The sequence below is a fragment of the Pseudomonas sp. FP2335 genome (assembly GCF_030687535.1).
Lineage (GTDB): Bacteria > Pseudomonadota > Gammaproteobacteria > Pseudomonadales > Pseudomonadaceae > Aquipseudomonas.
The window spans coordinates 5,188,290-5,200,772 of sequence record NZ_CP117437.1 but is presented as its reverse complement, the minus strand read 5'-3'; the positions used below and the strand labels follow the sequence as shown (position 1 = coordinate 5,200,772).

Annotated in this window: 9 protein-coding genes; 6 read left to right on the top strand and 3 right to left on the bottom strand. The window is 61.7% G+C overall.

Annotated elements, in window-relative coordinates; all coding sequences use genetic code 11:
- Positions 1-56: 56 nt before the first annotated feature.
- From PSH81_RS23335 to PSH81_RS23325, 3 genes are read left to right on the top strand one after another with little or no spacing between them, the layout of a single operon-like run.
- A complete protein-coding gene (locus PSH81_RS23335; RefSeq protein ID WP_226455768.1) occupies positions 57-596 on the top strand; it encodes an ankyrin repeat domain-containing protein in 540 nt (179 codons plus the stop codon).
- A 35-nt stretch (positions 597-631) separates the two neighbouring features.
- Complete coding sequence (gene radA, locus PSH81_RS23330; protein ID WP_017737417.1) at positions 632-1,999, top strand: DNA repair protein RadA; 1,368 nt, start codon at positions 632-634, stop codon at positions 1,997-1,999.
- 16 nt (positions 2,000-2,015) lie between these two features.
- Positions 2,016-2,741 (top strand): hypothetical protein, encoded by a 726-nt coding sequence (locus PSH81_RS23325; protein ID WP_305391561.1) that lies wholly within the window; start codon positions 2,016-2,018, stop codon positions 2,739-2,741.
- A gap of 4 nt (positions 2,742-2,745) precedes the next feature.
- Here PSH81_RS23325 and PSH81_RS23320 read toward each other — a convergent pair whose 3' ends face one another.
- Positions 2,746-3,114 carry a PilZ domain-containing protein gene (locus PSH81_RS23320; protein WP_226455766.1) on the bottom strand — a complete coding sequence of 123 codons (369 nt, stop codon included), beginning with the start codon at positions 3,112-3,114 and terminating at the stop codon, positions 2,746-2,748.
- Positions 3,115-3,288: 174 nt separating this feature from the next.
- Here PSH81_RS23320 and PSH81_RS23315 point away from each other — a divergent pair, with 174 nt between their 5' ends.
- The 3 genes from PSH81_RS23315 (at position 3,289) to yjiA (ending at position 6,685) form a co-directional block, all read left to right on the top strand.
- A complete protein-coding gene (locus PSH81_RS23315) occupies positions 3,289-5,355 on the top strand; it encodes a carbon starvation CstA family protein (RefSeq protein ID WP_226455765.1) in 2,067 nt (688 codons plus the stop codon).
- 15 nt (positions 5,356-5,370) lie between these two features.
- On the top strand, positions 5,371-5,568 hold the full coding sequence (locus PSH81_RS23310) for a YbdD/YjiX family protein (RefSeq protein ID WP_003194308.1): 198 nt from the start codon (positions 5,371-5,373) through the stop codon (positions 5,566-5,568).
- Positions 5,569-5,725: 157 nt separating this feature from the next.
- Positions 5,726-6,685, top strand: a complete 960-nt coding sequence (yjiA, locus tag PSH81_RS23305) for a GTPase (protein ID WP_305391560.1) — start codon at positions 5,726-5,728, stop codon at positions 6,683-6,685.
- A gap of 189 nt (positions 6,686-6,874) precedes the next feature.
- Here the strand turns inward: yjiA and glyA are convergent, their stop codons facing one another.
- The gene (gene glyA, locus PSH81_RS23300) at positions 6,875-8,128 is read right to left on the bottom strand and encodes a serine hydroxymethyltransferase (RefSeq protein WP_305391559.1); all 1,254 of its coding nucleotides are present in this window, start codon (positions 8,126-8,128) and stop codon (positions 6,875-6,877) included.
- A gap of 240 nt (positions 8,129-8,368) precedes the next feature.
- Entirely contained in the window at positions 8,369-12,220 is a 3,852-nt protein-coding gene (locus PSH81_RS23295; RefSeq protein ID WP_226455763.1) for a bifunctional diguanylate cyclase/phosphodiesterase, read from the bottom strand.
- Between the last annotated feature and the right edge of the window lie 263 nt (positions 12,221-12,483).

Here is a 12,483-nt window from a genome sequence, read left to right as displayed (position 1 = left end):
CGTTGGTTGTGGTCGGCGCCCGTGAGCGGGCGTCGACCTTTGGAAGGAGAACACCCATGCGTATTTCTATCGGCCTGCTGATGGCCATGCTGGCCTTTGTCGCCCAGGCCGAGTCCCCTGACCCGGCGGCGCTCAAGGCGCAGTTGCAGGACTACTATTTCGACGCCGCCCGCCGTGGCGACCTCGACATGCTCAACACGTTTATCGACTCCGGCTACAGCCTCAACACCCGGGACGACAAGGGCTACACCGCGCTGATCCTCGCCGCCTATCACGGCCAGGCACCGTTTGTGGAGCGCCTGCTCGAGGCCGGCGCCGACGCCTGCGTGCAGGACAACCGCGGCAACACTGCGCTGATGGGCGCGATCTTCAAGGGCGAACTGAAAATCGCCCAGCGTCTGCTGGCCACCGACTGCAACCCCGACCAACGCAACGGCGCCGGGCAGACGGCGGCGATGTACGCCGGGCTGTTCAAGCGCATCGAGTTGCTGGACGCGCTCAAAGCCAAGGGCGCCGACCTCAACGCTGAAGACCCGGCCGGCAACAGTGCTTCACGATTGGCCGACGGTGAAATCCGGACCCCGACGCCGCGCTGAGCTATCATCGCGGTTTTTCGGTTGGAGGTTCTCATATGGCAAAGGCCAAGCGCATGTACGGCTGCACGGAGTGCGGCGCGACCTTTCCCAAATGGGCCGGCCAGTGCGGTGAATGCGGTGCGTGGAACACCCTCACCGAAACCATGATCGAAAGCGGCGGCGCGGCAGCCCCCACCGGTCGTGCGGGCTGGACCGGGCAACAGGCGCAGATCAAGACCCTGGCCGAAGTCAGCGTCGAAGAGATCCCGCGTTTTTCCACCGCGTCCGGCGAACTGGACCGCGTGCTCGGCGGCGGCCTGGTGGACGGCTCGGTCGTGTTGATCGGCGGCGATCCCGGCATCGGCAAGTCGACCATCCTGCTGCAAACCCTGTGCAGCATCGCCAGCCGCATGCCGGCGCTGTATGTCACCGGCGAAGAATCCCAGCAACAAGTGGCCATGCGCGCCCGTCGCCTGGGTTTGCCCCAGGACCAACTGCGGGTGATGACCGAAACCTGCATCGAAAGCATCATCGCCACGGCGCGTATCGAAAAGCCCAAGGTCATGGTGATCGACTCGATCCAGACCATTTTCACCGAGCAACTGCAATCGGCACCGGGCGGCGTGTCCCAGGTGCGCGAGAGTGCGGCGCTGCTGGTGCGTTATGCCAAGCAGAGCGGCACAGCGATCTTCCTGGTGGGCCACGTGACCAAGGAAGGCGCACTGGCCGGGCCACGGGTGTTGGAGCATATGGTCGATACCGTGTTGTATTTCGAGGGGGAATCCGACGGCCGCCTGCGTTTGCTGCGGGCGGTGAAGAACCGCTTCGGTGCGGTAAACGAGTTGGGTGTATTTGCCATGACCGACCGGGGGCTGAAAGAAGTCTCCAACCCTTCCGCGATTTTTCTGACCCGTGCCCAGGAAGAAGTCCCGGGCAGTGTGGTGATGGCGACGTGGGAAGGCACCCGGCCGATGTTGGTGGAGGTGCAGGCGCTGGTGGATGACAGTCATCTGGCCAACCCCCGGCGTGTCACGCTGGGCCTGGATCAGAACCGCTTGGCCATGCTGCTGGCGGTATTGCACCGGCACGGCGGCATTCCGACCCACGACCAGGATGTGTTCCTCAACGTGGTGGGCGGGGTCAAGGTGCTGGAGACCGCGTCTGACCTGGCGTTGATGGCGGCGGTGATGTCCAGTTTGCGTAACCGGCCGTTGCCTCACGACCTGTTGGTGTTTGGTGAGGTGGGCCTGTCTGGCGAAGTGCGGCCCGTCCCTAGTGGCCAGGAGCGCTTGAAGGAAGCCGCCAAGCACGGCTTCAAGCGTGCGATCGTACCCAAGGGCAACGCGCCGAAGGAGTCGCCACCGGGGATACAGATTATTGGGGTGACCCGCCTGGAACAGGCATTGGATGCACTTTTTGAATAACTCAGGGATAGGCGTCATGCAACGAATGAATCGCTGGGGCGCGCTTGCCCTGTTCATGACCTTGGCCGGATTGCCCGCCATGGCGCGGGCCGACATGCCAGCGGGGTATCGGCTGGCACAAACGCTGGTCACCCAAGAGGGCAGCAGCTTGCAGGTGCTGGAAGACCAGCGCATCAGCGCCCAATTGCACAAGGACAGCTGGGGCAGCGGGCTGGATGAAGATTCGTTCGACGAGCCCGGTGATCTGGTTGAAAACCCGTTGCGAGAGGCCCAGGTGCGGTTGGTGTCGGCCTCCGGCGCGGTGATAGCGCACAAGGACCTCGGCTACCCGCTGGCCAAGGTCAAGAAAGCCGCGCTCAACGGGCAGCCGGAGCCCGTGTATTTTTTGATCGTCGACCAGACCGCCCCTATGGGCAGCTACAGCGGCCCGGCCACGCAATTGTTGCTGCCTGCCAAGCAGCAACTGGAGCCGGTGGGCTACCAGGACGCGGATGGCAAACTCAAGCCACTTATCCTGGCCAGCACCGGCAAGGCGGCCTGGAAGGTTTCGACGCCTGCTGGCGGCGGTGCGGATGAACTCTTGCAAGTCTCGTCATTCATGGACGGCGACGGTGACGATGATTTTGCCACGCGCTACCAGACCTACCGTTGGGTAGGGGGGCAGTGGCATGGGGCATCCACGCAGAAAGCGGGTTACTGGGACACGGAAAGCGACTTCCCGGCACGTACGGCATTTCCCTGAGCCCTCACACCTCCAGCAGCGCCCCCAGCTCCCGCTCCAACTCTTCCTGGTCGCCCAGATTCAACTCGATCAGCCGCCGCAGGTGGCTGATCGACTCCAGGTCGATGTCTTTGCACACAAAGCCCAACTGGCCGCGATCATCATGGGCCAGTCGTACCTGCATCTTGATATGGGCCTTGGGGTCCAGGCGTATGTCGACGTCGAACGGCAACGCTTTGTTGCCCTTCCAGTCCTCGGGCCGTTGTACCAACAGCCCCTTTAGCGACAGATCCACCAATTGCACTGGCCATTCCCGGCCGTTCTGCCGCAGTTCAGTCTTGGCGTCAAAGGCGATCCTGCGGAAACGGCGGCGGTCAGACGGTTGCTCGGTCATGGTGAAGCCCTCTGGAGATAGAAGGATTGTAGCCCTGCGCCATTATTGGGCTGGTATTTCTGCTTTTTTTGCCCGCTGAAGGCTCTAGACCAACGTAGGGGGGTGGTCTTTAAAGCCAACAGCGCTAAACTCGGAGCGGCTGTCCTTTCTGTCCACCCTGGCTGGAATATAAAAATGAAAAATAATAATAGCCTGCTACGCCACCTACCCTGGCTGGTGCTGGCAATCGTAGGAGCGTGCGCCCTTGGCGTAGTGGCCTTGCGCCGCGGCGAGGCGATCAACGCCTTGTGGATTGTGGTCGCTGCTGTGGCCATCTACCTGGTTGCATACCGCTACTACAGCCTGTTCATCGCGAATAACGTGATGCAACTCGATCCACGGCGGGCCACCCCCGCAGTGATCAACAACGACGGTCTGGACTATGTGCCGACCAACAAACATATCCTTTTCGGTCACCACTTTGCGGCGATTGCCGGTGCAGGCCCCTTGGTCGGCCCGGTGCTGGCGGCACAAATGGGCTACCTGCCCGGTACGCTCTGGCTGATTGCCGGTGTGGTACTGGCCGGCGCGGTGCAGGACTTCATGGTCCTGTTCCTGTCCACTCGGCGCAACGGCCGTTCCCTGGGGGATATGGTCCGCGAAGAGATGGGCCGCATTCCGGGGACTATCGCGCTGTTCGGCTGCTTCCTGATCATGATCATCATCCTTGCGGTGCTGGCGCTGATCGTGGTCAAGGCCCTGGCCGAGAGCCCGTGGGGCATCTTCACGGTGATGGCGACCATCCCGATTGCGATGTTCATGGGCGTGTACATGCGCTACATCCGCCCGGGCCGCATTGGTGAAATCTCGATCATCGGCGTGCTGTTGCTGCTGGGTTCGATCTGGCTGGGCGGGCAGATTGCCGCTGACCCGGTGTGGGCCAAGGCTTTCACCTTCACCGGCATTCAAATCACCTGGATGCTGATCGGCTACGGTTTCGTCGCGGCGGTACTGCCGGTATGGCTGATCCTGGCGCCGCGTGACTACCTGTCGACCTTCCTGAAAATCGGCACCATCATCGCCCTGGCCATCGGCATCCTGGTCACCATGCCAGAGCTGAAAATGCCCGCGCTGACCCAGTTCATCGACGGCACCGGCCCGGTGTGGAAGGGCGGCCTGTTCCCGTTCCTGTTCATCACCATTGCCTGTGGCGCGGTCTCGGGTTTCCACGCGCTGATCTCCTCGGGCACCACGCCCAAGCTGCTGGATAACGAAACCAACGCCCGCTACATCGGTTACGGCGGCATGTTGATGGAGTCGTTCGTGGCCATCATGGCGATGGTTGCGGCTTCGGTGATCGAGCCTGGCGTGTACTTCGCCATGAACAGCCCGGCCGCCGTGGTCGGTGCCGATGTCGTTGCCGTTGCGCAAACCGTCAGCAGCTGGGGTTTTGCGATTACCCCGGAGGCGCTGCAAGCCGTCGCCCATGACATCGGTGAAACCACCATCCTGGCTCGAGCCGGTGGTGCGCCGACCCTGGCCGTGGGTATCGCGCAGATCCTGCACAGTGTGCTGCCGGGTGAAAACACCATGGCGTTCTGGTATCACTTCGCGATCCTGTTCGAAGCGCTGTTCATCCTGACGGCGGTTGACGCCGGGACCCGTGCCGGTCGCTTCATGTTGCAGGACCTGCTCGGTTCCTTCGTGCCTTCGCTCAAACGCACCGAATCGTGGACCGCCAACCTGATCGCGACTGCCGGTTGCGTGGCCATGTGGGGTTACCTGCTGTACCAAGGCGTGATCGACCCACTGGGCGGCATCAACACCTTGTGGCCGCTGTTTGGTATCTCCAACCAGATGCTCGCGGGTATCGCGCTGATGCTGGCGACCGTCGTGCTGATCAAAATGAAACGCCAACGCTACATCTGGGTGACCATGCTGCCGGCAGTCTGGCTGCTGATCTGCACCACTACCGCAGGCTTCATCAAGCTGTTCGACGCCAACCCGGCGATCGGCTTCCTGTCGCTGGCGAAGAAGTACAGCGATGCATTGGCCAATGGCCAGATCCTCGCCCCGGCGAAGAACATCGACCAGATGCAGCACGTGATCTACAACGCGTACACCAACGCAACGCTGACGGCGATGTTCCTGTTCGTGGTGTTCAGCATCCTGTTCTATGCGCTCAAGGTCGGCGTAGCCGCCTGGGGCAACAAAGAGCGTACGGATAAAGAAGCCCCGTTCCAGGCCCTGCCGGACGCGTGATAGAGGATTGCAGCCATGTTCAATGACATCAGTCGCCTCGGTAAATACCTCGGTCAGGCCGCGCGCCTGATGGTCGGCATGCCCGACTACGACACGTACGTCGAGCATATGCAAACCAAGCACCCGGACAAACCGGTGATGGACTACAAGGCGTTCTTCCGGGAACGCCAGGAAGCCCGTTACGGTGGCAAGGGTGGGCCCAAGTGCTGTTGACCCGGTAGCCCGGGCTGGCGGTGATCCCATGTGGGAGCGGGCTTGCTCGCGAAAGCGGTTTGTCAGTTGATGTATGTGCTGGCTGACACATTGCTTTCGCGAGCAAGCCCGCTCCCACATTTGTTTTGTGTTCCTTCAGTTATAAGGAGAACTGTCTTTGTCCTCTCCCATCCCCGTAACCATCCTCAGTGGCTTCCTCGGCGCCGGCAAGACCACCTTGCTGCGTCACCTGCTCAAAGCCGAGCACGGCCTGAAAATCGCCGTGATCGAAAACGAATTCAGTGATGCCGGTATCGACACCCAACTGTTGGGCGATGAGCCGGTGCAAGTCATGACCCTGTCCAACGGCTGCGTGTGCTGCACCATCCACACCGACCTGACCAAGGCCCTGTACCTGCTGCTCGAACGCCTGGACAGCGGCGAAATTGCCTTCGACCGCCTGGTGATCGAGACCACCGGCCTGGCCGACCCGGCGCCGGTGGCACAGACCTTTTTCATCGACGAGGAACTGCGTGAGCGCTACATCCTCGACGGCATCATCACCCTGGTGGACGCGGCCCACGCCGAGCACCACCTGACCCAGACCATCGCCCAGGCCCAGATCGGCTTTGCCGACCGCCTGCTGGTGAGCAAGCGCGATCTGGTGGATGACGCCACCTTTGACGCCCTCAGCGAGCGCCTGACCCGCATCAACCGTCGGGCGCCGATTCGGGTGGTCGATCACGGCACCATCGACCTGGCCGAATTGCTCGATGTGCGCGGCTTCAACCTCAACGCCGGCATGAGCCTGCGCCCGGTCAGCAAGGCGCCGTCCATCGACCGTATCTCCAGCCTGGTACTGCGCACCGAGCAGCCGCTGGATATCGATCGCCTCAGCGAGTTCATGAATGAACTGCTGGAAGACCACGGTAAGCAGCTGTTGCGTTACAAGGGCGTGCTGAATATTGCCGGTGAAGACCGGCGCATGGTGTTCCAGGGTGTGCTCAAGCTCTACGGCTTTGATTGGGACACGGAGTGGGAAGAGGACGAGGCGCGCGAGAGTGTGATTGTGTTTATTGCCGATGAGTTACCGGAAGACAAAATCCGCGAAGGATTTGCACGGGTTTACCAATCCTGAATTGAAATACGATCAAAAAATGTGGGAGCGGGCTTGCTCGCGAAAGCGGTCTTTCAGTGGATACATGTGCTGACTGAACCACTGCTTTCGCGAGCAAGCCCGCTCCCACATTGATTGCATTTCAACTCAAATTTTGCCCATAAAAAAGCCCGGCTCTTGAGCCGGGCTTTTTCATTCAAGCAACTGCAATCAAGCGCCGTACACCGGCAGCTTCTTGCAGATGGCCTTGACCTTCTCACGCACCGCGTCGATCACGGCTTCGTTGTTCAGGTCAGCCAGGATGTCGCAGATCCAGCCGGCCAGTTCCTTGCACTCTGCTTCCTTGAAGCCACGAGTGGTCACAGCCGGGGTGCCGAAGCGCAGGCCGGAAGTGACGAACGGCGAACGTGGGTCGTTCGGCACGGAGTTTTTGTTCACGGTGATGAAGGCTTTGCCCAGGGCAGCGTCAGCATCTTTACCGGAGATTTCCTGCTTGATCAGCGACAGCAGGAACAGGTGGTTTTCAGTACCGCCGGAAACCACGTCAAAACCGCGCTCGATGAACACGCTGGCCATGGCCTGGGCGTTCTTGACCACTTGTTGCTGGTAGACCTTGAACTCAGGCTGCAAGGCTTCCTTGAAGCAGATCGCCTTGGCCGCGATCACGTGCTCCAGCGGGCCGCCCTGGGCGCCCGGGAATACGGCGGAGTTCAGCTTCTTCTCGATGTCGGCGTTGGCGCGAGCCAGGATCAGGCCGCCACGTGGACCGCGCAGGGTCTTGTGCGTAGTGGTGGTGACCACGTCAGCGAAAGGCACCGGGTTCGGGTAGACGCCAGCGGCGACCAGACCGGCCACGTGGGCCATGTCGACGAACAGGTAGGCGCCAACCTTGTCGGCGATAGCGCGGAAGCGTGGGAAGTCCAGGATCTGCGAGTAGGCAGAGAAACCGGCCACGATCATTTTTGGCTTGTGTTCAACAGCCAGGCGCTCGACTTCGTCGTAGTCGATCAGGCCGTTGCCATCGATACCGTATTGAACGGCGTTGTACAGCTTGCCGGAGGAAGAAACAGTGGCGCCGTGGGTCAGGTGACCGCCGTGGGCCAGGCTCATGCCCAGGATGGTGTCGCCCGCTTGCAGCAGGGCCAGGTACACGGCGCTGTTGGCTTGGGAACCGGCATGCGGCTGGACGTTGGCGTAATCGGCGCCGAACAGTTCTTTTGCACGGTCGATGGCCAGTTGCTCAACCACGTCGACGTACTCGCAACCGCCGTAGTAGCGCTTGCCTGGGTAGCCTTCGGCGTACTTGTTGGTCAGAACCGAACCCTGAGCCTCCATGACCGCTGGGCTGGTGTAGTTTTCCGAAGCGATCAGCTCGATGTGCTCTTCCTGGCGCACGGCTTCTTGCTCCATGGCGGCGAAGAGATCGGCGTCGTACTTGGCAATAGTCAAATCACGGCTGAACATGGCGGTCCTCAAGGATCGGGGGCAGAAAAGGAGGGCATTCTAACCCAACCGCTTTTAGATGGCATATGAAAGGACGTCATGTCGCGGACAAGTGGGGCTCATCTGGGGATGGGTGGTGGCTGTGAGGGCCTCTTCGCGAGCAAGCCCGCTCCCACATTTGACCGAGTTCCAACTTTGAAATGCGGACGAATGTGGGAGCGGGCTTGCTCGCGAAGAGGCCAGCAGCCTCACCACAAAGTCTCAGTCGAACATGAACAGCGCATCATTGCTGAACTGCGCTTCAAACCGGCTCGCCGGCATCGGCCGTCCAAACAGGTAGCCCTGCACTTCATCGCAACCATGCTCACGCAGGAAGTCGAGTTGCTCATGGGTTTCCACGCCTTCGGCGATCACCGCCAGGTTCAGGCTGTGGGCCATGGCGATAATGGCGCGGGCGATCTGGGCGTCCTGTTCGCCAGACGGCAGGCCGTCGACAAAGGTGCGGTCGATCTTCAGCACGTCGATGGGGAATTGCTTGAGGTAGTTGAGCGACGAGTAACCCGTGCCGAAGTCGTCGACCGCAATGCTCAGGCCCAGGTTTTTCAGGCCGTCGAGGATGTGCAGGGCTTCGTTGACTTCGCGCATCAGGATGCTTTCGGTCAGCTCCAGTTCCAGGCACGCCGGCGGCAGGCCGGTGTCTTCCAGGATGCTGGCGATGCGTTCGCCCAACTGGCCGTCGGAGAACTGCCGCGCCGAGATGTTCACCGAGACTTTCGGCACGCGCACCTTGTTCTGGTGCCAGGTCTTGAGCTGGCGGCACGCCTCGCTGATCACCCAGTCGCCCACATCCACCACCAGGCCCAACTCCTCCAGCACCGGGATGAAGTCCCCCGGCGGCACCAGCCCGCGACGCGGATGACGCCAGCGCAGCAAGGCTTCGGCGCCGGTCAGGCGCTTGCCGTCGCCGCTGAACTGCGGCTGGTAATAGAGTACGAACTCGTTCTGGTCCAGGGCATGGCGCAGGTCGCTTTCCAGCTCCAGGCGCTCCAGGGCGCTGGCGTTCATGTCGGCCTGGTAGAACTGGAAGTTGTTCTTGCCGCGTTCCTTGGCGTGATACATCGCCGTGTCGGCGTTTTTCATCAGCTGGCTCAGCTCGTTGCCGTCCTGCGGGCTGAGGGCAATGCCGATACTGGCGGTGACGAAGAATTCGCGGCCTTCGAGCACAAACGGCTTCACCAGGCTGGCGAGGATCTGTTCGGCCACGTGGATCGCGCGGTTCAGTGCCATTTCGCGGCTGATGCGCGGTTGCAGCAGCAAGGTGAACTCGTCGCCACCCATGCGCGCCACGGTGTCGTCTTCGGCGACGCAGCCAAGCAGGCGCGTGGCCATTTCCTTGAGCATGCGGTCGCCGGCGGCGTGGCCCAGGGAATCGTTGATCGGCTTGAAGCGGTCGAGGTCGAGGAACATCAGCACGACCCACGACTTCTGCCGTTCGGCCGATTGCAACGCGGTGTGCAGGCGGTCCTGGAACAGCGTGCGGTTGGGCAGGTGGGTCAGGGCGTCGTAGTAGGCCAGGCGGTGGATACGCTGCTCACTGGCCTTGCGCTCGCTGATGTCGCTGAAGAAGCACACGTAGCTGGCCAGGTCGCCTTCGTCGTCGAACACGGCGGTAATGCCGACCCAGGCCGGGTAATGCTCGCCGTTGCGGCGCTTGAGCCACACTTCGCCTTCCCAGGTGCTGTGCTGGTGCAACTGCTTGAGGACGTAGCGCAGATGGGCTTCTTGCTGTTCGTCGACGGTGAGCATGTTCGGCAACTGGTCGAGCACGTCGGCCACGCTGTAGCCGCTGACGCGGGTGAATGCGTCGTTGGCCTGGACGATATAGCCGGCCGGGTCGGTGATCAGGATCGCCGAGGTGGAGTGTTCGAATACCGTGGCCGCCATGCGCAGGTCTTTCTCGGCGCGGCGTTGCTGGCTGATGTCGCGGCCGACGCCAAGGATGCCTTCGAACGTGCCGTGTTCATCCCACACCAGCACCAGGCGCAATTCGATCGGCACTTTGCGCCCGTCGGCGCGCAGGCAATCGAACAGGAACAGCTGGGTCCGCGCTTCGTCGCGCAGCCTGGCCAGTGCGTCGGTATCACCGAGGGCGCGGCTGACCTGTTCCACCAGGCTGTAGATGCCGGTCAGTTGCTGCGGGTTGGCGATGATCGACTGCCAGCCGTTCTTGAACACCCAGTCCACGTCGTAGCCCAGCACCGCGTTGACCGACGGGCTGATGTAGTTGAGGGCCAGTTGGCTGTCGGTGGAGCAGATCACGTCGCTGATGCTTTCGGCGAGCATGCGGTAGCGCTGCTCGCTGTCGCGCAGGGATTCACTGGCTTCGATCTGGTCGGTGATGTCCTTGGCCACGCCGATGATCCGCGTGACCTGCGCCGCCTTGTCCCGCGCCAGGGCCTGCTCGCGAATTTCGAAGCGGCGCCACTGGTTGTTGCGGTGGCGGAAGCGCAACTGGCATTGCAACTGGGTCGAATAACTGGCCTGGCGCTGTTGTTGGCGCAAGTCGTGGTAGCGCTCGGCGTCTTCGGGGTGCAGCAGGATTTCCCAGAAATACTCGCCCATTTGCAGCAGTTCGGCTTTGTTGTAGCCGAGGGTGTGGCCCAGGTGATGGTTGCTGAAAATCATGCGCTGGCTGATCACGTCCTGCACATACAGGTGGTCGGGCACGGTGCGGACCACGTCCGACCAGAAACTCTCGCGTTCCACCAGTGACAGCTCGATCAGCTTGCGACTGGTGATGTCGCTGATGCTCAGGATCACCGCCTTGAAGTCGTCCTGCTGCTCCGGCAGGCGCATCACCAGCCACAGGTATTGGTCATTGCCGGCGACATCGTTGAGGTGGATTTCCAGCTCCAACTGCTTCTGCTGGGTCAGCACCGCTTCCAGCACCTGGTAGCCGATGGCCGTGGCGTTGTGCGGGCAGTCATCGATCAGGCGTTCCCAGGCTTCATCGCATGAGCCGACGTTGAGCAAGCGCACTGCGACCTGGTTGACCTCGGTGATGCGCAGTTCCCTGAGCAGTTGCTGGCGCTGTTCGCGGTTGCCTTGTAGCCAGTCGTGCAATTGTTCGCGGGTTTGCAGCCTGGCCTTGTCAAAGAACGTGTTCAGTCCCGACAGGTCCAGCACGCACAGGGCCACGCCGGTGCCCTCGAAAATATCCTGGTAGCGCCGCCGACCTTCATGCACCTGGCGCTGGCGGCGGCGCATGTTGACCAGCACGAATACCGGGATCAGCGAGAACGCGAGGCCGAGCAGGCACTTGCCGATGAAGGCGGGCAGCAGTTCTTCCAGCACGGCATTGCGGTCGAACAGGCCGCGCAATTGCCAGTCGCTTTTGCTCAGGGGGGTGATGAGTACACTTTTATTCAATTCGTCCGGGGTCAGCGCCACGGCCCATTGCGCCGGCATGCCGCTGTCACGGCCGACCACGCGGTGATTGATGCGGTTCTCGATGGCCCACGTCGGTCGCTGGCCCTGGCCATCCTGGCGAGTCAGGTTGACCAGGTAGGCGGGCGCCAGGCGCAACACCCAATACACCCGCGAGCCGCCAGTTGGCTGGTGCAGCAACAGATAGATGATCGTGCCGTCGTTGCTGTTGCTCAGGTAGTAAGGCTGGGAATGGCTGCGTTGCACCAGCTCTTCGAGCCAGGCCGCGTCCTGGCTGTCACTGGCGCTGTCGCTGATCATTGCGCCGCTGGGGGCCAGCAAGGCGATGCTGCGCAACTCCGGCAGGGAGCGCTGCAACGTATGCACCAGGGCCTGCTGCTGTTCGCTGTTGCGCGGCGGCTCGACCATCGGTAGCAGGTTCAGGGCGATTTTTGCGCTCAGGGCCATGTTCAGGCTGATCTGCTCAGCCAGGTCGGCGCTGTAGTCGATGGTGTATTGCTGCTGGTTTTTCTGGTTTTGCTGCAACTGGTCCAGCAGTTGCCAGAACAAAAGCGCGAGCAACAAAAGGACGAGCGTCGCCAACGCGCCTTTCAAGGTGCCATGCAGGGGCGCTCCCGGCGCTATATGAGCGGCGCGTAGGGGAGTAGGCGGCGTGACTTTGGACAAGCTGTGATCCTGCGGGTTGGCTGGACTGGCGTGCGACACGCACTATAAGCCGGACGCCGAAGGGCGGCTAGCATGCCTTGAGTTGTGGCAAAGTGCCAGTCCCGCTTGGCTGGACTGGCCAGGCGCATTCAGGTAGCTTTGCCGGTTACGCGGGGGCGTTCCAGCCCCAGACATTCAGGCTCTTTCCGCACGCAGGCATTGATTACCGTCAACGGCCCGCGCGGCGCATGGCCTGGCACGGGCTTCGCCCGCATTAATTCATC

Bases quoted from the DNA above. Each gene is read 5' to 3' on its own strand.
- PSH81_RS23335 (WP_226455768.1), top strand. From the start codon at position 57: ATGCGTATTTCTATCGGCCTGCTGATGGCCATGCTGGCCTTTGTCGCC.
- radA (WP_017737417.1), top strand. From the start codon at position 632: ATGGCAAAGGCCAAGCGCATGTACGGCTGCACGGAGTGCGGCGCGACC.
- PSH81_RS23325 (WP_305391561.1), top strand. From the start codon at position 2,016: ATGCAACGAATGAATCGCTGGGGCGCGCTTGCCCTGTTCATGACCTTG.
- PSH81_RS23320 (WP_226455766.1), bottom strand. From the start codon at position 3,114: ATGACCGAGCAACCGTCTGACCGCCGCCGTTTCCGCAGGATCGCCTTT.
- PSH81_RS23315 (WP_226455765.1), top strand. From the start codon at position 3,289: ATGAAAAATAATAATAGCCTGCTACGCCACCTACCCTGGCTGGTGCTG.
- PSH81_RS23310 (WP_003194308.1), top strand. From the start codon at position 5,371: ATGTTCAATGACATCAGTCGCCTCGGTAAATACCTCGGTCAGGCCGCG.
- glyA (WP_305391559.1), bottom strand. From the start codon at position 8,128: ATGTTCAGCCGTGATTTGACTATTGCCAAGTACGACGCCGATCTCTTC.